The organism is Flavobacterium hydatis, assembly GCF_000737695.1.
Taxonomy (GTDB): Bacteria; Bacteroidota; Bacteroidia; order Flavobacteriales; family Flavobacteriaceae; genus Flavobacterium; species Flavobacterium hydatis.
In genome coordinates, this window is the sequence record NZ_JPRM01000013.1 from 12,521 (window position 1) to 35,509 (window position 22,989).

The window sequence follows — 22,989 nt, forward strand, 5'->3', positions numbered from 1 at the left end:
AATGGCTACTTTTTCAGTAAATAATATTGCAATAAAAGGTATTTCATGTTGCGTTCCTAAAAATACAGAACGCAATATTGATTTAGATCTATTGACACAAGAAGAAATTCAGAAATTCATTGATGCAACAGGCGTTGAAGAGCGACGTATTGCAACCAAGGAGATTTGTACTTCTGATTTGTGTTGTGAAGCTGCTGAAAAATTAATCAAAGATTTAAATTGGCAGAAAGAAGGAATAGAAATTTTAGTTTTTGTTTCGCAAACTGCCGATTATATTTTACCCGTTTCTGCGGCTATACTTCAGGACAGATTAGGATTATCGACAAATTGTATTGCTTTTGATGTGCCATTAGGATGTTCAGGCTACGTTTACGGTATGTCGATAATTGCTAGTATGATGAATTCAACCGGAATCAAAAAAGGATTGCTTTTGGCTGGAGATACTAGTAGCAAATTACTTTCGAAAACAGATAAAAGTACCGTTCCGCTTTTTGGAGATGGAGGTAGTGCAACAGCATTTGAACTTGATGAAAAAGCAGAACGTTTGCTTTTTGATTTAGGTACAGATGGTTCAGGTTATAAAACGATAATCGTAAATGATGGAGGTTCTAGAAACAGAACAAATTCTGATTCCTTAACCTATCATACTATTTCGCCAGGAATCGAAAGAAATGCTTGTCAGCTAATTTTAGACGGAATGGATGTTTTTAGTTTTGGGATCTCACAAGCTCCTAAGACCGTAAATAAACTTATCGAAAAATTTGAAATCGATAAAGATGCTATAAATCATTTTGTATTTCATCAGGCAAATTTGATGATGAACAAAATGATTGTTAAAAAACTAAAACTACCCGTAGAGAAAGTTCCGTATTCTTTAAAAGAATTTGGTAACACATCATCTACAACAATTCCTTTAACAATAGTAACGGAATTAAAAGATAGCCTTACCAATACTACTCAGGATTTAATTCTATGCGGATTTGGAGTTGGTTTATCTTGGGGAACAGCCAAAGTAAAATTGGATAATGTTGTGATTTCAGATTTAATAGAAATATGATCAAAAATTTAAATTACATAGACGAAGCGGTTTATCAAAAAGAGAAAGATTTGTTTTTTGATGAATCTTGGATATTAGTTGCTCATAAAAATGAATTATTAAACAATAATGATTTTGTAACTTTTGAGTACTATGGAGATAAAATTTTTGTCCAAAACTTTAATGGTACAATAAAGTCTTTTCAAAATGTGTGTTTGCACAGATTTAATACAATACATCAGGAACCTTATGGAAATAGAGTTTCTTCTTGCTTATACCATAACTGGACGTATGGCAAAAAAGGTAATGTAGTAGGACTCATGTGTCGAAACTCATTTGAGAAAGATGATATAAACGAATTAAGACTTAAAGAATACGAAGTTGGTTATTGCGGAGATTTTATTTTTATAAAATTAAATAATCAGCTAGATAAAAATTTAGAGCAGTATTTAGGAAACATATTTACTCCGCTAGAAGATATAAGTAAACATTTTGGTTCTAAAACAATCGATTATACAATTGAACATAATGTAAATTGGAAACTTTTGGTCGAAAATGTTTTGGAGTGTTACCATTGTACTTCAGTACATGAAAATTCATTTGCAAAAATGGGATTTGGTTCCGTTTCTCCAGAAAAGTTTGATTTTTATGATGCACATAGCTGGTGCGAATTCCCTAAAGGAGAAAGCGCAAAACAGAGTAAAATTATAGAAAAGTCATTATCAAGCAGAACGTTTAAACCGCAAGGATATTTACATTTTTATATTTATCCTAATGCATTTATAAGTTCGGTAGAAGGAAAAGGGTTTTATTTTGGTTTTATGCTTCCAGAATCCCCTTCAAAAACAAATTTAAGAGTGCGTTATTTTGCTCCTAAATTTGATAAAGAGCTAAGCGAGTCAGAGCAAAATATTATTGATTTTATTAATAATAGTTCCAATGAATCCTTAGATTTAGTTTTAAATGAAGATAAAAAGATCATTGAAAATATTCAGTCGAATTTAGTAAAATTTAAAGACAGCTCACCAATATTTGGCGATGAAGAATTTAGAATTTTAAAGTTTTACGAGTACTTTAATGGTAAAAAAGAATTAAAAGATATATAATGAATCCATTTGATTTATCAGGAAAAAAAATAATAGTAACCGGAGCATCTTCGGGAATTGGTTATGAAACTTGTTTAGCAATAAAAAGACAAGGAGGAACTTTTATAGCCATAGCAAGACGTAAAGATTTTCTCGAAAAATTAATAGAGGAATGTGGTGATGAAAACAGCTTTATAGTTGCAGATTTATCTAAAATGGAAGATATCAAAGCTATTGTAGATACCATCGAGAATATTGATGGAATTGTACATTCGGCAGGAGTTGTAACATTAGCCCCAGTTAAATTTTATTCAGAAGAATTAATGAATGAAATGCGAGCGATAAACTTTGACTCAATTGTATATCTGGTTAATTTAATTTTTAAAAAGAAAAAAATAAATAAAGGAAGCTCAATTGTTTTAGTTTCATCGATTGCCGGTTTATTTGGCATGAAAGGAAACGGAATTTATGCAGCAAGCAAAGGAGCGTTAATTGCAATCTCAAAAGTTTGGGCTGCAGAATTTGCTACAAGTAAAACGCGTGTAAATTGTGTTTCGCCAGGAATGGTTAAAACCGAAATAACATCTAAGTCTATTGAAGATTTATCTTTAGAAGTGATTCAGCAAGATGAAAAGAAATATCCTTTGGGTTATGGAGATCCAATTCAGGTTGCAAATCCAATTGTTTTTTTACTATCAGATGCAAGTAGCTGGATTACGGGACAAAATATAGTTTTAGACGGAGGAAGAACATCAACGATATAATTCTGACAATGAAAGCTAATATAAAAGCCATATCGTATTATTTACCCGAAGCTATTTTATCTAATGATTTAATTAATCAGGAATTTCCAGAATGGGATATTGAAAAAATCAGTTCAAAAACAGGAATAAATTCTCGCCATATAAGTGCAAATGATGAATTTTCATCAGACATGGCTGTAAAAGCTGCTGAGAAATTATTTGTTGAGCATAATATAGATAAATCAACTATAGATTTTTTATTGTTTTGCACCCAAAGTCCAGATTATTTCTTACCAACGACAGCCTGTATTATTCAGGAAAAATTAGGATTAAATACCACTATAGGAGCCTTAGATTTTAATTTAGGATGCTCAGGGTTTGTATATGGTTTGAGTTTAGCAAAAGGACTTATTGCTGGAGGAATGGCAAAAAATGTTTTGTTGATTACTTCAGAAACCTATTCGAAATTTATTCACCCAAAAGACAAAAGCAATAAAACTATTTTTGGAGATGCTGCAGCTGCAACGTTAATAAGTAGTGAAGAAGGATTTTGTTCTATTGGTAATTTTATTTTTGGGACTGACGGAAAAGGAGCAGAGAATCTAATTGTAAAGCAAGGAGGAATGCGTTTCCCAGTTTCAAACGATAATGAAGATATTACGGATGAGTTTGGAAATGTTCGAAATGATAAAAATTTATTCATGAACGGAACAGAAATTTTCAATTTTACAGGAGAGTTTGTTCCAAAACTTACAGAGTCAATTTTAGAAAAATCTAATCTAACCAAAGATGATATAGATTTATTTATTTTTCATCAGGCAAATAAGTATATGCTTAATCATTTGAGAAAAAAAATCAAAATACCAGAAGAAAAATTCTTTATCTCAATGCAACATTGTGGTAATACCGTTTCATCTACAATTCCGATAGCATTGTATGAAGCTCAAAAAGAAGATAGACTAGCAAATTGTCATAATTTAATATTAGCTGGTTTTGGAGTAGGATATTCTTGGGCAGCATGTAATTTAATAATTGACTGATGAAGAATTTAATAATAATAGGAGCAAGAGGATATGGTCGTGAGGTTCATGATCTGGCAAAGCAATGTTCGGGATATAATACGGAGTATGTTTTAAAAGGCTTTTTGGATGATAAGTCAGATGCGCTTGCGGGATTTGAAAATTACCCAGAAATTATTTCATCAGTAGAGAGTTATGAAATTCAGGATAATGATGTTTTTGTTTGCGCTTTAGGAAGTGTAAAATGGAAAAAGCATTATGTAGAATTGGTTCTTGCTAAAGGAGGGAAGTTTATTAATTTAATTCACCCTTCGGTAATTTTAAATACAAATGCTATTCTTGGTAATGGATTAATAGTTTTTATGAATTCCAATATAAGCAACGATTGTGTTATCGATGACTTTGTTACCATACAAGGTTTTGTAGGATTAGGACATGATACAAAGTTGGGTAAATGGTCTCATTTAAACGCTTATTGTTTTACAGGAGGGTTTGTGGTATTAGAAGAAGAAGTTTGTTTAAATACAAGAGCTACAATATTGCCAAACGTCATAGTACGCAAAGGAGCTACAGTTGGCGCAGCAAGTTTAGTTATTAGAAACGTAAAAGAAGGTACAACAGTTTTTGGAGTTCCAGCTAAAAAGCTTGAATTTTAAATTAAAAACAAAAGAATCAATTGTCTTGCTGGTAGAAATATTGAGGAGATGATTAACTATATATTAGATATAATTTCATGAGAGATCAAAATACCATTATTTCAAGTTGGACAAATAATGATACAAAACCAGTTGTAAGTATTTTATGTGATACATATAATCATGAAGGGTTTATCAAGGAAACCCTTGAAGGTTTTTTGAGTCAAGTAACGACATTTCCTTTTGAAATAATTATACATGATGATGCTTCTACAGATAAAACTGCGATTATAGTAAAAGAGTTTGTAGATAGATATCCATTAATCATTAAGCCTATCTTCGAAAAAGAAAATCAATATTCTAAAAAAGTTAATTTTTGGAGTGATCTTACTTTCCCGATGGCGCAAGGAAAGTATATTGCTTTGTGCGAAGGGGATGATTATTGGATAGACTCATCCAAAATACAAAAGCAGGTTGATTTCTTAGAAAGCAATGATGATTATGTAATAACATGGACAGATTTTTTTACTAAAAAAGGGACAGAATTAGTTCCTAATGATTTTAAAGATACTCTGCCTTCAGTTTATACGATTGATTTTGATAATCTATTTGTTCCTTATTGTACGTATACTTTAACTTGTCTTTTTAGAAAAACTGCTGTTGATCCGCTTGATTATAAAAAGTTTACTTACGGAAAAGATAATACACTTTATGCTTTGGCATTATGTCACGGAAAAGGCGCTTACATGAATTTTCAAGGAGCTGTTTATAGATGGCATCCGGGAGGAATATATTCTTTAAAAACAGCTTTCTTTCAGCGATATTCATCATATCTCAATCTAAAAGAAATATATGAATGCATTCCAGAAGCTAGAACAAAGAATGTAGCAAAAACTATGAATTCGTTATTGAAATACTCGGCACAAGAAGCTTTAAAATTAGTTAAAGATAAAAATCAGGATAAAACAGAACCTAAAAAAGCAATTAAAGAATTTTTAGCGAATGCTGGTTTTTTAACTAAGATAAAATTTCTTTGGCGTTATATTAAAGCCTGATTATTTCTTTAGGTTAAATATAGATTTAAACAAAAGAACAATTTTATCTAATGTATTGATTTTCTGAAAAAGTACCTTCTCGTTTTTTCTTAAATGGTTATAATAAGAAAGATTGTATTTACTAGCATTACGAATGGTACGTATTAATGTTCTTTCTATGTGTTCTTCAAGTTCAGGATGATCAAAATTTTTCAGCTTTACATTTTGCGAAAGCAGAAATTTTGAAGCATTTATAACTTCAATAACTTCATCAGGAAGAAGTCCTCTTTTTACTGAAACGGCGTTTATATAAAAGTCTATTTTGGCATCTACAGGATCTATTCCAAATTCAGTCATTTGGTTTGCTTTTACTCTTTTTATAGACTTGTTTACATTATCAATTTTTGTTTTGCTAATGTTGTTGTTATGTAGTCTGTAATTTAATAAAGATTCCTGGATATTATGAAACTTAGTTTTAGGTAATAATCTGCTCCATAAATCATAATCTTCGACAGGAACATAATCATTATTGAATTCTAAACCAGATAAAGCTTCTTTTTTTAGCATTACCGTTGGATTTCCAATACCGCAGCTATGTAAAAATGAAATTTTTATATGATCATGATCTTCACCATGTCTGATAACCTTATTTTTCTTTGATCCAAAAAATGTAAACCAGGTTCCACATACTCCAATCTCAGGATTGTTTTTTAGGACTTCTACTTGTTTCTCAAAGCGAGTTGGTAAAGCAATATCGTCTGCATCCATAAGAGCAATAAAATCGCCTTTTGCAATTTGCATTCCTTCGTTTCTAAGGTTTGCAGGACCAACGTTTATTTTTTTGTCAATTATAACAATTCTAGAATCTTTCTGCTGGCATTGTTTAATTACTTCTAAACTATTATCAGTAGATTTATCATTCAGGATTAGTAATTCGAAGTCAGTATAAGTTTGGTTTAGAATGCTTTCTATGCTTTCTTTTAAAAAAGACTCTGCATTATATACGGGCATTATAACAGAGATTTTTGGAGTGTGCATGATATTTGTTATTAACAGAAAAAGGCAAATATATAATATTACTTTTTCAATTGTGGTTAGCTCTAAAAATAATTTTAATTAATATTAGTACATTTGTGCCTATAAAAATAAATAAATGAAAAAAATTCAAGTTGGCTTTTTGGTTTCTTATGATTATAGTTATCTTAAAACTGCTCTTCCTCAGGTGTATAAAGAATCGGATTCGATTTTTTTAGCAATTGATAAAGAAAGAAAAACTTGGAAAGGGGAGTCTTTTATTATAGAAGACGAATTTTTTCAATGGATTAAATCGGTAGATGTAGATTCAAAAATCCAAATTATAGAAGAAAATTTTTATTGCCCAGAGTTAAGCAGCATGGAATGCGAAGTTCGTGAGCGTAAAATATTGTCAGAAAAAATGGGTATTGGTAATTGGTTAATCCAATTAGATTGTGATGAGTATTTTTTGGAGTTCAAAAAATTTATCGCTTTTTTAAGAACTAAAGATCATTTTCTTGACAACCCGAAGAAAAATCAAATTCAAATATCACCTTATCTTGTAAATCTTTATAAAAGAGTTGATACTGGGATGTTGTATGTTGAGAAAACATCGAAAGTTATTGTAGCTACAAATTATCCAAGTTATAAAATTGGAAGAAGAACACGTAAGAGAGTAATTTATTACAAAGGATTGGTTCTTCACGAATGTATATCACGCTCAAAGGAAGAACTAGAAATGAAGTTTAGTAATTGGGGGCATGATTTTGAGATAAATAAAAAGGCACTTATTGAAAAGTGGGAAAGTGTAAATGAGCATAATTACAAAACCATATTCGATTTTTATTATTTAGAGCCTGAAAGATGGAAAAGACTAGCTTTTGTTAAAGGAAGTACGTTTGAAGAAATAAAAGAAAATCTAGATTTAGAAAAGATAATGCCTTCGTCTTTTTTTATATGGAAGAAAAACTTTGGACAATGGTTTAAAGATTTCTTCGTGTAATTTTATATATAAAATTTAAATAGTATCAAGTAACAGCAAGTTTTTAGTCAAGACTTGCTGTTTCTTTATAATTTATTTCATTTATGAAAACAGCATATTAATTTGAAGTGTTAACTTCTATGCGTATTTTTGTTTTTGTATAAAAATCTCTTAAATGAATTTCAAAATAAATCCGGTTTTTGCTAACGAGACAACATCAATACTTGATAAGATTAAAGCATTTAATAATTCAGGTACTCTTTTAGGTAATGGTCAGCGTAATGTTATTAAATTATTTGATTTAAATGATAAGGTCGTTAATATAAAGTCATTTAAAATTCCCAATTTAATAAATAAAATAGCCTACAAGTATTTTCGAAAGTCTAAAGCTAGGCGTTCTTTTGAGTATGCTACAATTTTATTAGAAAAAGGAATTGGAACACCGTTGCCAATTGCTTATTTAGAGAATTATAATTGGTTAGGGCTAAGAGATAGCTATTATGCTAGCGAGCATTTAATAACCGAACTTACTTTTAGAGAACTTGTAGAGATTCCTGATTATCCAGATCACGAAAATATTTTGAGACAATTTACCCGATTTAGTTTTGGTTTACATGAAAAAGGAATAGAATTTTTAGATCATTCTCCCGGTAATACATTAATCAAAAAAAATGTAGATGGAAATTATAGTTTTTTCTTGGTAGATTTAAATAGAATGGAATTTCATAATTCTATGAGTTTTGAAATGCGAATGAAGAATTTATGTAGATTGACACCTGTTAAAGAAATGGTTGCTGTAATGAGTAACGAATACGCTAAACTATACGGTGAATCTGAGCAAAAAATATTCAATACGTTATGGAAATATACTTCAGATTTCCAGGAGCATTTTTATAGGAAAAAACGATTAAAAAAGAAACTTAAATTCTGGAAGAAATAATCAGAACTTTTTTTTGTTTATACTCATGAAAATAATATTGAAATATTAAGGTAGATTGCTTTTTTTTTCTTAATCAACTCGTTTTTTTTAGACAAACGAGTTTTTTTGTAGAAATAATTTACAAACTATTTTTTAGAGATATATAATTGTAACAAAAGATTAAGGATTGGCTAATCAAAAAGTTATATTTTTGTGTTTCATATATTAAATTTTAAAATGAAGATTAGTGGATTGATTATTACTTTCAATGAAGAAAAAAATATAGGAAAATGTATTGATGCTTTATTTAGAATCTGCGACGAAATAATTGTTGTTGATTCTTTTAGTAAAGACAAAACAGCCTCTATTGCAAAAGAAAAAGGAGCAATTGTTATTGAGCAATCTTTTTTGGGAGATGGACCACAACGTACATATGGTTTGTCATATTGCAAGAATGATTGGATTCTTAATCTTGATGCTGATGAATTTTTAGATAAAGACGCTGAAGACTTTATTTTAAAAGAAAAATATTTAGAAGATAATTATGATGCTTTTAGTTTTAGAGTAAAAAACTTTTTGGGAGATAAACTTATAGATTTCTCAGGCTGGTATCCAGATTATAAAGTTCGTTTTTTTAATAAAAAATCAGCCCATCCTTCTAGTTCGATTGTGCATCAAAGCATAGTAACTCGAAGAGAAAAAAAAGTACCAGTGCATATTCTTCATTACGGCTGGGAATCACTAGAGCAAATTATTTCAAAGAAAAACCAATATTCTACTTGGCATGCTCAGCAACTTTTTGACCAAGGAATAAGAATAACGTTTTTTAAGCCTGTACTTAATGGAACTGTTGCCTTTGTTCGTTGTTATTTTTTTAAGAGAGGTATCTTTAATGGAATAGATGGATTATCAATTGCAATGATTCAGAGTTTTTTTTCTTATATGAAGTATGCTAAACTTTTAAAGCTTCAAAAACGAAAAGTATAAAATTTATCAGATTTTTAAAGATTTCGTGTCATGAAAAAATCAATCTGACTCTTAAATAATTCAGGATTAAAATCTTGATAGAATAAAGCCGAATTACTTTTAATTTCCTTGTGTAAAATGTTATTAATTAATTCAGGTTTAAAGTCATTTAAATGTACCGAAATGTTTTGCAATCCATCCTCGAAGGTTGCCCAGTCATTTTTCTCTACATAAGGTGAAAATATTGTAAAAGAAGGCTTGTTTAATGCTTTTGCCATGTTAATTGCTCCACCATCATTTCCTATAATTATATCACATTGATTCATTATACCAATAAATGATCTTAGGTTGCTACCTAATAAATCAAAATGTATTTTCTCTTGTGTACTTTTTGAGCATAAATCGAATACTTTTTGAGCGTCTTCAATTTGATTTGGGAAATAATTAAAAAGTATCGTTACGTCTTTATTTTCTGCAACATAGTCTACGACTTTCGCCATATATTCTAGAGGATATGTTTTTGATTTTTCACTTCCCAAAAGACTTATCATCACAATTTTACGATCCTTACTTACTTTATGTTTGTCTAATAATGCAATTGCTTCCTGATCCTCTTCTTTGCTTACATACAATTTAGGAAAAGGGTCTATTGATGCATTATCGATATTAAGAGGTTTAAGTAATATAATTCTATTGTCTATTGCATATCCATATTTCGTTTCGTCATTACTCACAAGTCGTTTCATATTGTGATTGTAGAATAAAGAAGAATACCATTTGTGGTATGATATCTTATATTCGGCACCAGAGAATATTGTTATTAAATTAGTCTCTAATTTGCCATATACATCGATTAATATGTCATACTTATTAGATCTGATTTTAAAAATAAACTTAAATAATGATGAGTATGATTTTCTTATTTTCTCTTCTAATACAATTACAGAATCAATATTTGGATTACCTATTAAAACATCTGTGCAATTAGAGTAACACATAAAATCGATAGTCGATTCTGGGTATTTCTTTTTTAGATTGTTGCATAGAATTGTGCTAATAAGTACATCACCAATTCTTTTTTGTTGTATAACTAATATTTTCATTATTTGGGGACGAGTTTAATAAAAAACCGGATTATGTTTTTGTTGGATTCTAGGGGCAAAAATAGCGATTTAAAAGGGATTATTCCATTTTATTGTGTGCTAACCAAAGAATCAAATAGCGTTTTAATACTGCAAATGAGTTTATGTAGGCAAGAATGTAACCTTCTTTACCATCAAGAAATCCCAAACGAATAAAATATTGATTCATGAAACTGAAAAAAGGTTTCATTAAAAAATGATAAAAATTTGGTTTTACATTTTTAGCATACAATTCCAGAGCTTCTTTTTTGCTTAATAAGCTTAACTGGTAATTGTATTCATCAAAACTCTTATAAGCATAAGAGTCTATTCGGTTTTTTAATAAATTAGATCCTCCAAATAATGTTATGGATGGGTTACTTTCTTCATTACTAGAAAATGAATGTCTTTTTTTATCAAAAAGAAAAATTCTTTTTTTGTTATTAAATTCGCCATGTTCTATTTTTTTTTTAAAGAAAAACAGCGTTTGTTTAATGTAGTATAGAGGATTACTTTTTGGATCAGAAATTTTGGTTAAAATTTCGTCTTTAAGTTCAGGCGAGATATATTCATTTATGTCTAGCAGTAGTATCCAATCATTTTGTGCCTGATTTATAGCTAGATTTTGTTGTTGCGCTTTATTATCGGTAGTTTGTATAATAACAGTTGCGCCAAGTTCTTTTGCAATAGCAACTGTTTTATCTGTGCTATTGTTATCTATAAGGATAATTTCATGAGCAAACGACACATTCTCAATAAGTTTCTTTATGTTGTTTTCTTCGTTAAAACAAAATGCCAAAACGCTAATTTTGGGAACTATTACATTTTGAGACATAAAATCAATTTTGTGCAATATTAATAATTTTAGATTTATAACTTTGTATAAAATCAAACAAAATGTCAAGACTCCCTATTTTAATGTATCATAATATTTGTCAATCTGAAAATGAAAGTAATAAGTTGACAGTCTCAGTTCAGAAACTAGAACAACAATTTCAGTATTTGAAAGACAATAATTATGAAACATTTCATTTTGCAGAATTAGAAAAAATGAAATCTATTCCTAAAAAGAGTATTGTTCTTACTTTTGATGATGTTACGGTGAATCAGCTTGTTTTTGCTGCTCCATTATTAGAAAAATTCAATTTAAAAGCTAGTTTTTTTATTCCCTTTTCATATATAGGAAAAACAGATTTATGGAACGAAAAATCAGCATCTTTGGGCGAAAAAATCATGACAATTGAACAATTAAAAGGGTTAAACGATAGGATAGAATTGGGATATCATTCATATGAGCATAAAAAATATAGTTTATTATCTGCCTCAGAAATAGAAAATGATTTTCTAAAGTGTGAAGAGGTGATTAAAAATAATGATTTAAAAGTATATCCAGCATTGGCTTATCCATATGGTAATTATCCTAAAAAAGGTGATGAAAATGATCAGTTTAAACGTCTAGTTGCAAAGAATAAAATAAAGTTCGGTTTAAAAATAGGTAATCGTCCCAATAACTTTCCTTTTAAGGATAACTATGAAATCAAGCGAATAGACATTAAAGGTCATGATAGCTTGATGACTTTTAGGTTAAAAATAAAATTTGGTAAATTAAAGTTATTCTAGGTCTTTCTCGATTAGCATCATTTTTGCATATCTTGAGAATACTCCATAGGCGTCTATCGCTGCAGCAGCAAGACCTGGAACGCCATCTAGGTATACTCTTTTTACAATGTAAGTATGAAAAAAACGATAAAAAGGCTTGAAAAAGAGTAGGAACAGCGTTACTTTTTTTCCTTTATCAGCAGACATTTTTGCTTGAAACCAAGCATATTTGTCTTTTTTACTTATAAAATGAAATAAACCCTTATAGGTGTAATGTTCCATGTAGTTTTTTAGAACACCAGGTTTTGATTTTAGTACTAATTTTTCATGTACTTCATTTTCAAAAATCAAGTTGCTATTCTTCATCAAACGAACAACTTTGTCTGTATAATGAAATAAAAAGCGATCCATGAAAAAATGAGGAAACCAAATTTTATAAGTATCAAATTTATCCGATTCGATACTTTTTAAAATTTCTACTCTAAGTTTATCAGTAACCCTTTCGTCTGCATCTAAAAATAATATCCAATCTCCAGTTGCAAAGCCTATTCCATAGTTTCTTTGGCTGCAGTAATTGTCAAATTTTCTAGAGATCAGTTTAACGCCTAAATCTGTAGCAATTTTTTGTGTAGCATCAGTACTATTAGAGTCTAAAACAATAATCTCATCAGCAAATGAAACGGATTTTATTGCATCGGCAATATAAAACTCTTCATTATAAGTAAGTATGATAACGGATAGTTTTTTCATTTCTTTACTTAACATACTTACTTATAATTATAGAGTTTAATAAAATAATATTATACTGCAACATCGTATTCCCGTAGTGCATTATTTAATGATGTTTTTAAATCTGTAGATGGTTTACGAGTACCAATAATTAAAGCACAAGGAACTTGAAACTCACCAGCAGCAAATTTTTTAGTATAACTTCCAGGAATAACTACTGAACGAGCAGGAACGTATCCTTTCATTTCTACAGGAGTATCTCCAGTAACGTCGATAATTTTTGTAGAGGCAGTTAGGCATACGTTTGCACCTAAAACAGCTTCTTTCCCAACGTGCACACCTTCTACAACAATACAACGAGAACCTACAAAAGCTCCGTCTTCTATAATTACTGGTGCTGCTTGTAAAGGCTCTAATACGCCACCAATACCTACACCACCGCTTAAGTGTACATTTTTACCAATTTGAGCACAGCTTCCTACAGTTGCCCATGTGTCTACCATAGTTCCTTCGTCTACATATGCACCAATATTTACATAACTAGGCATTAAGATTACTCCGCTAGAGATATAAGCTCCGTAACGTGCTACTGCATTAGGTACTACACGAATTCCTTTTTCAGCATATCCTCTTTTTAGTAACATTTTGTCATGATATTCAAAAATACCAGATTCTAAAGTTTCCATTTTTTGAATTGGGAAATACATCACAACTGCCTTTTTTACCCATTCGTTTACTTGCCAAGCATCACCAACTGGTTCAGCAACACGTAATTTTCCTGCGTCCAAAAGTTCAATAACTTCTCTGATAGCATCAGTTGTTGTAGTTTCTTGTAACAAAGCTCTGTTTTCCCAGGCTTGTTCTATAATAGTTTGTAAAGGATTCATAGTAGTAAAGATTTTAGGCAAATATAATTCGATTTTTTTTTAAAACAACCCTCATTTCTTTATAGTAACATTTTTATAAAAAAATATTGTTTTTTTATTGTTGTACATAATAAAGGCGTTTTATTTAAATAATTTTTCCTACATAAATAAATTTTTGTCTTATTCCCTGATAAATATCAATTTTTAACTTTTCTTATAAAATTACTTTTGTAAGACAATTTAACAATAACATAAGGTGATTTTAAATTGTTTGAATCCAATAATTTAATTAATTAGTATTTTAACAATGAATCAAGAAAACGAGTCGTTTCACAGACCTACACCAATTGATAAAGAAGTTTCTTGGGATAAGAGCCAAGTTATCATGAGTAAAACAAACCCATTTGGAATTATCGAATACGCCAATGAAATTTTTGTTGATGTTTGCGGATATGAAGATTACGAATTAATGGGGCAACCACATAGTATCATAAGACATCCGGATATGCCGCGAGTGATATTTAAAGTATTATGGGAGAATCTTAAAAAAGGAAATAACTTTCATGCAGTTGTAAAGAATTTAGCTAAGTCTGGAAGATATTACTGGGTTGTTACCGATTTTGAAATTGCAAAAGATTCAAATGGAGCAATAGTAAACTATTTTGGACGCAGACGTTCTGTGCCACAAGAAGTAATTTCGATGCATATTGAGCCTTTGTATAAAAAGCTATTACAGATAGAATCTGCTAGCGGAATGGAATTTAGTGAGAAATATTTAATCGGATTTCTTGAAGAGAAAAAACGAACTTATGTTGAGTATATAAAAGAATTAATCTACGAGAATGAAAAATCACAGTTTCCAACTCAGCAAGCTGAAGCTCATGTAGAAGAAGAAGAGGAGAGAGGTTTCTTTAGTCGTTTCTTTGGTAGATAAATAAAACTATTCTAAAAAGATTTAAGTTTTAAAATAATGAGGTCTAACTTTAATTAAAAAAGTTAGACCTTTTTTTGTGAATACTGATTGAGGTATTAATTCTATTTCCTGATCTAGGTAGTTTTAGGTTTTATGATGTGTTTGGTTAAATTAAACGGCATAGAGTTGTAATTAAACAAAAAAGGAAAGAGATTTTAAAACCTCTTTCCTTTTTCTATTTGTTTTAGTATTTAAAATTAGTTAGATCGCTAATTTATTACTGACAACTCTTTCGTTAAATGATTGAATGTATGCTTTTAAGAATTTTTCAGACTCTTTAACTTTAGTTTTATCTTTTAGCATTAAATTGTTTTTTAATAAAATATCTTCTTTCCAGTTATATAATCCAATTGTTTTATTGTTTGAAAAAGCAAGATAATAATCATCTTTGATGTAGTGGTATGTTCCTTGTAAGTAATAAACAACATAGTTATCTTTAGATTTATAGCTTTTACCAAAACTTACCATGTCAGTTTTTATGTTCAAGTAATCTAAAATACTTGGCATAATATCAATTTGCTGAAAGTTTTTCTCGTTAACACCCGTTAATTCAGGGTTTGATGGGTCGAAAAACAAAATCGGAATGTTGAATTTTCCAATATTAGTCTTATCAATATCCTTATCTCCTCCAGACGAAGTATGGTCAGAAGAAATAACAAATAGAGTATTTTTATACCATCCTTGTTTTTTTGCTGTTTCAAAGAATCTTCTTAGAGCAAAATCAGTGTACGCTATGCTTTCTTGAATTTCAGTAGTTCCTTTAGGAAATTTTCCTTTATATTTTTCTGGAATAGTATATGGACTATGAGAAGAAATAGTAAATAACGAACTAAAGAAAGGCTGTTTAAACGATGTTAATTTAGCTGCGTAAAATTGTAAAAATTCTTCATCAAAAATCCCCCATTTACCATCAAAAGCTTCTTCTCCGGTATATTGGTCTTTTCCAAAGTATTGGTCAAAACCTGCAACTTGAGCGTATTGGTCAAAGTTTTGGCTACCATTAAATGCACCATGAAAGAATGAAGTGTTATATCCTTCTTTTTTGAAAATCTTAGGAAGACCATTTATTTTATTTAAAGAATAACTAGATAATATAAAGGAGTTATTCATTAAGCTAGGGATGCTTGAGAGGATGGATGGAACAGCGTCAATTGAAACTTTCCCGTTTGCAAATCCATTCTTAAAATAGTATGATTTTGTTATAAGAGAATCTAAGAAAGGAGTTTGTCCGCGGCCAATATTTTCATTACCGAAACTTTCCAAAATTAAAATAACTACATTTTTTTTAATAGTTGGTTCGCTTGGTTTTAAAGAAATGATAGGATTGTAAATTGAAGTTAATTCTTTTTCATTAAAATAATTTACTTTCTCAATGTCTTCTTTTTTAACAGCAGATTTTAGGATGCAGAAAGGAGTATTTAAGACTAATGCAGAATTATTTAATGCTCCATATTCAGCTGCATCTACGATTTTAATTGGTTTTTTTCGGAACCCACCACGTCCCATAAGTAGGATTATAACTATCGAAAGAACAAAATAAGAGTATTGTTTATAATAGTCCTTTTTGGTTGATTTCTCGTGTATTAAATGTGTTTTTAAATTCGGAATCAATTTCCAAAATATAATACTAACTATAAGGAATAGTACAAAGATGTACCAGAATTCTTTTAAGAAAGATGGAATTAAGCCTAAAGCTTCATGTTCCATACCTTTTGCGGTAATCATCCCAAAAGTACTTCTTCTTCCTGTAAAACGATAGTAAATAATATCTATGAAATTTGTAGCAATAAAAATAAGATTTACAACATAAAATGAAATCTTTAAAATGCTTTGATATCTTGGTTTATATTTAAAATTCCCAGGGATCAAATGTGCTAGCAAAAAAACAATATTTATATAAGCTATGGCTGCAAAATCAAAAAGAAGACCTCCTTGGAAAGTTTGAAATGTAAAGGCTTCAAATAATTTTGAGTTCATAAGATAAAATAGAACTCGAGAAAATTGGTAAATTATGACAATTAAAAAGAATCTTTTTAGGAATAAAATAATGCTGTTTTTATAGTTATTCATTTGGTATTTAGTGATTTTTGGGTATTTATTTTTGAGTAATTTTCTATTATATATGAGAAATTTGAGGCAAAAGAACTATTTTTTTTTCAAATTACGATTACTTAGCTAATCTAATTTTATAACAAAATAAATCTGTTTTAAAGAGTTTTGAATTTTAATTTTATGTAATCATTTGGTTTTTAAATTGTTAATTTGGTTCTGTATGCTTTTTAGTGTTGTGAATAAATATTTATAATAAGTTAATTCTTTCTTTTATTCGATGATAATTATCATGAATTAGGGCTATAATTAGATTTACTTTTGAATTGAAATTATATGTAAGAATATTTTAAAGAGCAAAGTTCTATTTATGGATTGTTTTAAATCTGTGAATTAGTATAAATAGATGGTTGGGAGGTTTTTAAATTATTTTTTTTGATATTGTTTTAATTTTTTTTTGGAAAAAAAGTTTAATTAATCCGTTCTAGAATATAGAACGGATTAATTTTTTAAGGCAGAAGGTTTATACTTTATGTATCTTTGTTTTATAATACTTAATAAGATGCCAAGAATTCTCGCTATAGATTACGGACAAAAAAGGACAGGAATTGCTGTTACTGACGAATTGCAAATTATTGCATCAGGTTTAACTACAATTCCTTCTAGTACAACTATCGATTTTTTAAGAGATTATTTTGCTAAAGAAAAGGTAGAAGCAGTCTTAATTGGTGAACCAAAACAAATGAATGGGCAGCCATCTGAAAGTGCTTCAATTATAAAAGGTTTTGTAACTCATTTCTCGAATATTTTTCCGGAGATGAAAGTGGTTCGTGTCGATGAAAGATTTACTTCCAAAATGGCATTTCAAACAATGATTGACAGTGGTCTTAGTAAAAAACAACGTCAGAATAAAGGTTTGATTGATGAGATCTCAGCAACCATAATGCTTCAGGACTATTTGTCTCGAAAAATGTTTTAAATTTTTAAAGGTTTTTGCTCGAAAACGTTTTAGAAAACTATAACTTTTAAGGTGAAATTTATAGTTTTTTTTTGCAATTTTATGAAGTACCTTTGCACTTTAAAATTTTCTTGCTATGTCCGACAAAACCATACGTTCAAATACCGAAGTAGTACTTATTGGTGCTGGAATTATGAGTGCAACTCTTGGGTTAATCTTAAAAGAATTACAGCCAGATTTAAAAATTGAAATTTACGAAAGATTAGATGTTGCTGCAGCCGAAAGCTCTGATGCTTGGAATAACGCAGGAACAGGACACTCAGCCTTTTGTGAATTAAATTATACACCAGAAAAAAATGGTAGTATAGATCCTAAAAAAGCAATTAGTATTGCTGAATCCTTTGAAGTTTCTCGTCAGTTTTGGTCGTATTTAGTACAGCAAAACAAAATTGGATCTCCTGATAATTTTATAAAAAGTGTCCCTCACATGAGTTTTGTTTGGGGAGAAAAAAATGTAGATTATCTTAAGAAAAGATTTGATGCACTACAAAAGAATCCAATCTTTAAAGAGATGGTTTTTAGTACTGATTTTGCTCAATTAAAAGAATGGATGCCATTGGTAATGGAAGGAAGAGACGCTACAGATAAATTTGCAGCAACTTCTATGGCAATTGGAACTGATGTTAATTTTGGGGAGTTAACAAGAAGTATGTTTAACTATCTAGGAAAATTAGATGGTGTGACAATACATTTTAATCACGAAGTAAAAAAATTAAAACAACGTGAGGATAAATCATGGAGAATTAAAATCACAGATTTAGCCACTGGACAAACCAGAAAAGTATATACTAAATTTGTCTTTATTGGTGCCGGAGGAGGTTCGTTGCCTTTATTAGAAAAAGCAAATGTTGCTGAAGGGAAAGGATTTGGTGGTTTTCCTGTGAGCGGACAATGGTTAAAATGTACCAATCCAGAAGTTATTCTTCAGCATCAAGCCAAAGTTTACGGAAAAGCTAGTGTTGGTGCGCCACCTATGTCAGTACCACATATTGATACACGAATGATAAATGGAGAAAGAGCATTGCTTTTTGGACCATTTGCTGGTTTTTCGACTCGATTTTTAAAGAATGGATCTTATATGGATTTGCCTTTATCTATAAAAACAGACAATATAATGCCAATGTTGGCAGCTGGTTATCATAATATCCCACTTACTAAATACTTAATTGAGCAAGTAAGACAATCGCCAAAAGATAGAATGAATGCTTTACGCGAATACTTGCCAAATGCAAAATCTAAGGATTGGAAATTAGAAAGAGCAGGACAACGTGTTCAGGTAATTAAAAAAGATGAAAAAGAGGGTGGAATTCTTGAGTTTGGTACAGAAGTAATTAATACTGATGATGGTACGTTGGCTGTTTTATTAGGAGCTTCGCCTGGAGCTTCAACAGCAGTTTCTATCATGGTTGGGTTAATAGGGAAATGTTTTAAAGATAAGGTTAAAACACCAGAATGGGATGAAAAGTTTAAAGCGATGATTCCTTCTTACGGTCAGACTTTAAATGATAAACCAGAATTGTTATCAGAAATTAGAAAAAATACTGCCGCTACCTTGAAGTTAAATAACTAATGTAGCGTTACATAATAAGAATAAAAACAAAATCCAGATTAATTTAATCTGGATTTTGTGCTATAAACTCTTTTGTAATTGTTACTATCTTTTCAGTTAAATCAGTCATCCATATTAACTGTTCGATTACCAATTGTGCTTCTTGCATTTTGGTTTCCCTTGCGCTATCGTCGAGTTCATTATCATTTTCTAATCGACTGAAATTTTTTCTTTTTAATTCTTCAAAATGAAAAGTCAATTGTTCCTTGTTAATGTCTTTGTTTTTATACTCAGCCGTGCTTTCATGTCTTAAAATAGCAATCGAGTAGTTTAAATTGTAAACCACAACGTCAATTACAAAATTAAAAGATTCAGATGCCGATGTTGTTTTATGAGACTGTATATACGTACCTAATGATGCTGAGGACGAAAGTAAAGAATGGTTTAGTACGGCAAGCTTGTTTATTTGTGGAAGCTGTTTTTGCTTCGATTTAGGCTCTTGAACCATTCTCTGGAAAGAAGTCATAAGATTTCCTATTTCTATAAAAGCATTTTTTCTAGCCAAGCGATATGATGTAGGTAATGTTCCTTTTTTATTATAATACTCGGCAATTTCTCTTAAATAGTTTCTATTGGCTTCGATAGATTTTTCTAAAAAGGACGCAGCATTAAGAAATTCCCAAGCTGGCCATAAGTAATAATTTGCCAAAAAGGCTAACGTAGCACCTACTAGAGAATCCAGAATTCGAAACTGAATAACTTCAAGGATATTTGGTGTTAATATTCCGTATACAAAAACCACGTACATGGTAACAAGTGTAGTACTTACTTTGTAATTGCTTTGTGTAAAAGAAATGCCAATAAGCATACAAACAATCGCAAAAATGCTTATTGCGACATGATTATGTACTAAGGACACAATCCCAAAGGCTATTAAACCTCCTAAAATAGTACCAATAACACGATTGTAAGAACGCTCTTTGGTTAAACCATAACCAGGACGCATGATAACTACGATTGTCAATAAAATCCAATATACGTTTTGAAACGGAAGTAATTTGCCAATTATAAAACCTGCCATAATAGTTATGGTAAGTCGTAGCGAATGCCTGAAAAATGTTGAGGAAAAACTGAAATTTTCTATTAATGTGCGTATCGGATAATATTGCGGAGTCAGGAATTTTTCAAGTTCTTTGTCCTTGTCTTTAAAATCAAAAGATTTAATTGCTAATGAGAAAGCCATTTCTACGATTTTTATTTTTTCGACTTGTTTTTGGGCGTATTTCAGCATATTAGTAAGCATCCAAACTCCTTCAGAAGCATCAATCTTACCTAAATTATTTTGATACGCATCAATAGCAGATTGTAATCCGTCAAGTTCCTTTTTTAAATCATTTATAGATATATATTTAGAAGCTTTGTGGACACTTTTAGATAGTTTTTTTAAAGTCGATGCAAGTTTATAGGCAAGATTTTGATAAGAGCGTAAAACCTCAGGATGTTCGCTAAATTTTTTGTGTAACTTATCATGGTCAAATGATGTTGATAAAGCTAATTCCTGAATTTCGACTAACGTTATAAAAACAATAAGCATTTTTCTGTTTTGGCTAGAGTCGCCAGAAGTGGCTCTATTGCCAATAAGTACTTGTCGTAAATTCTCGTGAATTTGGTTTAATTCAACCTGAAGATGTAATTGTTTTTCGATAATCTTTTTTCTATCAGCTTCAGGATTCCATAAATCACCCCTAAGCTTTAAGTATTTTGCAGTTAATCGAATTCCATCGGCAGTTTGTAATTCTATATAACGATACGGTTTTATATAATGAAAGATAAGCGAAACTATCAAATAGAATAATCCACCAGCAAAAATATAGCTAGAATGTAATACAGCTTCCCAGCCTTCATGTAAATGAGCAAATGATAGAGAAATCGAAAGCAATGCCGAGAATGAAGCCATAGTTGCTCTTTGTCCATAAACAGAAATCATAGAGGACAAGAAAAGTAATATTCCTAAAAATGGATAAAACAGCCAAGGAAAAGGATAAACAAGATTAACTAGTAGGTTAACTCCAGAAACAATAAGAGCAGTAACTACAATTCCTTTTATTTTATGTTTAAGATTACTCGGTATATCACTCGGATAAGTATAAAAAGCACCAAGAGCAATGGTAAAACCAATTTCAAAATACCCCAAGAAGTTAAAAAACAAGACAGGAACTACAGATGCGATTGTAACTTTTGAAGCATTAGTAAAAGAAGTACTGTCTGTGAATTTAACGATGCGATCTAACATAGAAATAGGTTTACTAGCAAAGATAAGAATTGTAAGAGTTATTTAGTAATAATAGTGACTTTGATTTAAATAGAAATCAAAAAGTAGATAATCTGGTTAATAGAATTATTCATTGACTATTTTTTACTATTTTTGCCAACCTACATTCAGAATAATGAAATTCTGGATTAATAGTCGTTAATACATAATACAACAAGAATGATTTTACCAATTATAGGATATGGTGATCCTGTTTTAAGAAAAGTTGGGGAGGCAGTATCGCCGGAACATCCAAATTTGAAAGAAACAATAGCTAACATGTACGAGACAATGTACAATGCTTATGGAGTGGGTCTTGCTGCGCCACAAGTTGGTTTGGCCTTGCGTTTATTTGTAATCGACACAACTCCTTTTAGTGATGATGAGGATTTACCAGCAGATGAACAAAAAGAATTAAAAGGATTTAAGAGAACTTTTATCAATGCCAAAATCTTAAAAGAAGATGGTGAAGAATGGAGTTTTAACGAAGGATGCTTGAGTATTCCAGATGTTCGTGAGGATGTTTACAGACACGAAAGAATTACAATTGAATATTGTGAGGAAGATTTTGTAGTAAAAACCGAAGTGTTTGATGGTTTAATTGCAAGAGTAATTCAGCATGAATACGATCACATCGAAGGAATTTTGTTTACAGATAAAATTTCATCATTAAAAAAACGTTTAATTCAAAAGAAATTAAAAAACATTACCGAAGGCAAAACTTTTCAGGAATACAGGATGAAATTTGCTGCTGCTAAAAAAGGAAGATAGTTTTTGAAGTTCTTTTAGATAAAAAATAAAATAACCGAATTCTTAATACTAATTATAATAAACATGAATTTAGAAAAAATATTAGCTATTTCTGGGAAACCAGGTTTATACGCATTAAAAGTACAAACGCGTACAGGATTTGTAGCTGAATCATTAATTGATGGAAAAAAAATCACTGTTAGCTTAAAGAGTAATGTAAGTTTGTTGTCAGAAATTTCAATTTATACTTACGAAGGAGAAAAACCTTTATCTGAAGTAATGCAATTAATTGCAGTAAAAGAAAACAAAGGACAAGCTATTTCTCACAAAGAAGATAATGTTACTTTAGGAGCTTATTTTAAAGAAATTTTACCTCAATACGACGAAGAGAGAGTTTATCCTTCAGATATTAAAAAAGTATTGAACTGGTATAACATGCTTCAGGCAAAAGGATTAGTTACAGATTTAGCGCCTGCACCAGCAGCATCTAAAGAAGAAACTCCAGTTCTTGAAGAAACAAAAAAAGCACCAGCAAAAAAAGCTAAAGCAGCTACTGAAAAAAAATAGTTTCATTTAGGTGAACGATATTTA

Annotated in this window: 22 protein-coding genes; 15 read left to right on the plus strand and 7 right to left on the minus strand. The window is 30.2% G+C overall.

Annotated elements, in window-relative coordinates; genetic code table 11:
- Position 1: 1 nt before the first annotated feature.
- The 6 genes from IW20_RS09275 (at position 2) to IW20_RS09300 (ending at position 5,573) form a co-directional block, all read left to right on the plus strand.
- On the plus strand, positions 2-1,057 hold the full coding sequence (locus IW20_RS09275; RefSeq protein WP_035621215.1) for a 3-oxoacyl-ACP synthase III family protein: 1,056 nt from the start codon (positions 2-4) through the stop codon (positions 1,055-1,057).
- Entirely contained in the window at positions 1,054-2,142 is a 1,089-nt protein-coding gene (locus IW20_RS09280; RefSeq protein WP_051885665.1) for an aromatic ring-hydroxylating oxygenase subunit alpha, read from the plus strand. The genes IW20_RS09275 and IW20_RS09280 overlap by 4 nt, the downstream gene beginning before the upstream one ends.
- Positions 2,142-2,885, plus strand: coding sequence for an SDR family NAD(P)-dependent oxidoreductase (locus tag IW20_RS09285; RefSeq protein WP_035621217.1), 744 nt, complete (start codon positions 2,142-2,144; stop codon positions 2,883-2,885). Before IW20_RS09280 ends, IW20_RS09285 begins: the two co-directional genes overlap by 1 nt.
- Positions 2,886-2,893: 8 nt before the next feature.
- A complete protein-coding gene (locus IW20_RS09290; protein WP_035621219.1) occupies positions 2,894-3,904 on the plus strand; it encodes a 3-oxoacyl-ACP synthase III family protein in 1,011 nt (336 codons plus the stop codon).
- On the plus strand, positions 3,904-4,539 hold the full coding sequence (locus tag IW20_RS09295; RefSeq protein WP_035621221.1) for an acetyltransferase: 636 nt from the start codon (positions 3,904-3,906) through the stop codon (positions 4,537-4,539). The genes IW20_RS09290 and IW20_RS09295 overlap by 1 nt, the downstream gene beginning before the upstream one ends.
- 77 nt (positions 4,540-4,616) lie before the next feature.
- A complete protein-coding gene (locus tag IW20_RS09300) occupies positions 4,617-5,573 on the plus strand; it encodes a glycosyltransferase (RefSeq protein ID WP_051885668.1) in 957 nt (318 codons plus the stop codon).
- Here IW20_RS09300 and IW20_RS09305 read toward each other — a convergent pair whose 3' ends face one another.
- Positions 5,574-6,590: a glycosyltransferase family 2 protein gene (locus IW20_RS09305; protein ID WP_051885670.1), complete on the minus strand. Its 1,017-nt coding sequence runs from the start codon at positions 6,588-6,590 to the stop codon at positions 5,574-5,576.
- A 115-nt stretch (positions 6,591-6,705) separates the two neighbouring features.
- Here IW20_RS09305 and IW20_RS09310 point away from each other — a divergent pair, with 115 nt between their 5' ends.
- The 3 genes from IW20_RS09310 to IW20_RS09320 all read left to right on the plus strand — a co-directional run bounded on the left by IW20_RS09310 (position 6,706) and on the right by IW20_RS09320 (position 9,454).
- The gene (locus tag IW20_RS09310; protein ID WP_035621223.1) at positions 6,706-7,569 is read left to right on the plus strand and encodes a hypothetical protein; all 864 of its coding nucleotides are present in this window, start codon (positions 6,706-6,708) and stop codon (positions 7,567-7,569) included.
- Between the two features lie 154 nt (positions 7,570-7,723).
- Positions 7,724-8,488, plus strand: a complete 765-nt coding sequence (locus IW20_RS09315) for a hypothetical protein (protein ID WP_035621225.1) — start codon at positions 7,724-7,726, stop codon at positions 8,486-8,488.
- A gap of 216 nt (positions 8,489-8,704) precedes the next feature.
- Positions 8,705-9,454 carry a glycosyltransferase family 2 protein gene (locus tag IW20_RS09320; RefSeq protein ID WP_035621227.1) on the plus strand — a complete coding sequence of 250 codons (750 nt, stop codon included), beginning with the start codon at positions 8,705-8,707 and terminating at the stop codon, positions 9,452-9,454.
- 14 nt (positions 9,455-9,468) lie between these two features.
- On the opposite strand, the gene IW20_RS09325 is transcribed toward IW20_RS09320, so the two are convergent.
- Both IW20_RS09325 and IW20_RS09330 read right to left on the minus strand, forming a co-directional pair.
- Positions 9,469-10,536, minus strand: coding sequence for a glycosyltransferase family 9 protein (locus tag IW20_RS09325; RefSeq protein ID WP_035621229.1), 1,068 nt, complete (start codon positions 10,534-10,536; stop codon positions 9,469-9,471).
- Between the two features lie 79 nt (positions 10,537-10,615).
- Positions 10,616-11,389, minus strand: coding sequence for a glycosyltransferase family 2 protein (locus IW20_RS09330; RefSeq protein ID WP_035621232.1), 774 nt, complete (start codon positions 11,387-11,389; stop codon positions 10,616-10,618).
- 62 nt (positions 11,390-11,451) lie between these two features.
- Here IW20_RS09330 and IW20_RS09335 point away from each other — a divergent pair, with 62 nt between their 5' ends.
- A complete protein-coding gene (locus tag IW20_RS09335; RefSeq protein WP_035621234.1) occupies positions 11,452-12,174 on the plus strand; it encodes a polysaccharide deacetylase family protein in 723 nt (240 codons plus the stop codon).
- Here the strand turns inward: IW20_RS09335 and IW20_RS09340 are convergent.
- Both IW20_RS09340 and IW20_RS09345 read right to left on the minus strand, forming a co-directional pair.
- Positions 12,166-12,903 carry a glycosyltransferase family 2 protein gene (locus IW20_RS09340; protein ID WP_035621387.1) on the minus strand — a complete coding sequence of 246 codons (738 nt, stop codon included), beginning with the start codon at positions 12,901-12,903 and terminating at the stop codon, positions 12,166-12,168. The two genes, IW20_RS09335 and IW20_RS09340, sit on opposite strands and share 9 nt — an antisense overlap.
- A gap of 50 nt (positions 12,904-12,953) precedes the next feature.
- Positions 12,954-13,769 (minus strand): 2,3,4,5-tetrahydropyridine-2,6-dicarboxylate N-succinyltransferase, encoded by an 816-nt coding sequence (locus IW20_RS09345; RefSeq protein WP_035621236.1) that lies wholly within the window; start codon positions 13,767-13,769, stop codon positions 12,954-12,956.
- 286 nt (positions 13,770-14,055) lie between these two features.
- Between IW20_RS09345 and IW20_RS09350 the strand changes: the two genes are divergently transcribed.
- A complete protein-coding gene (locus IW20_RS09350) occupies positions 14,056-14,682 on the plus strand; it encodes a PAS domain-containing protein (protein ID WP_035621238.1) in 627 nt (208 codons plus the stop codon).
- 240 nt (positions 14,683-14,922) lie between these two features.
- Here IW20_RS09350 and IW20_RS09355 read toward each other — a convergent pair whose 3' ends face one another.
- Positions 14,923-16,698, minus strand: coding sequence for an LTA synthase family protein (locus IW20_RS09355; protein WP_240478472.1), 1,776 nt, complete (start codon positions 16,696-16,698; stop codon positions 14,923-14,925).
- 634 nt (positions 16,699-17,332) lie between these two features.
- Between IW20_RS09355 and ruvX the strand changes: the two genes are divergently transcribed.
- Together ruvX and IW20_RS09365 are read left to right on the plus strand one after the other, a co-directional pair.
- Positions 17,333-17,749 (plus strand): Holliday junction resolvase RuvX, encoded by a 417-nt coding sequence (gene ruvX, locus IW20_RS09360; RefSeq protein ID WP_035621242.1) that lies wholly within the window; start codon positions 17,333-17,335, stop codon positions 17,747-17,749.
- 115 nt (positions 17,750-17,864) lie between these two features.
- The gene (locus IW20_RS09365; RefSeq protein ID WP_035621244.1) at positions 17,865-19,358 is read left to right on the plus strand and encodes a malate:quinone oxidoreductase; all 1,494 of its coding nucleotides are present in this window, start codon (positions 17,865-17,867) and stop codon (positions 19,356-19,358) included.
- Between the two features lie 43 nt (positions 19,359-19,401).
- Here IW20_RS09365 and IW20_RS09370 read toward each other — a convergent pair whose 3' ends face one another.
- Positions 19,402-21,630: an FUSC family protein gene (locus IW20_RS09370; protein ID WP_035621246.1), complete on the minus strand. Its 2,229-nt coding sequence runs from the start codon at positions 21,628-21,630 to the stop codon at positions 19,402-19,404.
- Positions 21,631-21,828: 198 nt separating this feature from the next.
- Here IW20_RS09370 and def point away from each other — a divergent pair, with 198 nt between their 5' ends.
- Positions 21,829-22,419: a peptide deformylase gene (gene def / locus IW20_RS09375; protein WP_035621249.1), complete on the plus strand. Its 591-nt coding sequence runs from the start codon at positions 21,829-21,831 to the stop codon at positions 22,417-22,419.
- 63 nt (positions 22,420-22,482) lie between these two features.
- Positions 22,483-22,965 (plus strand): DUF5606 family protein, encoded by a 483-nt coding sequence (locus IW20_RS09380; RefSeq protein WP_035621250.1) that lies wholly within the window; start codon positions 22,483-22,485, stop codon positions 22,963-22,965.
- Positions 22,966-22,989 lie beyond the last annotated feature (24 nt).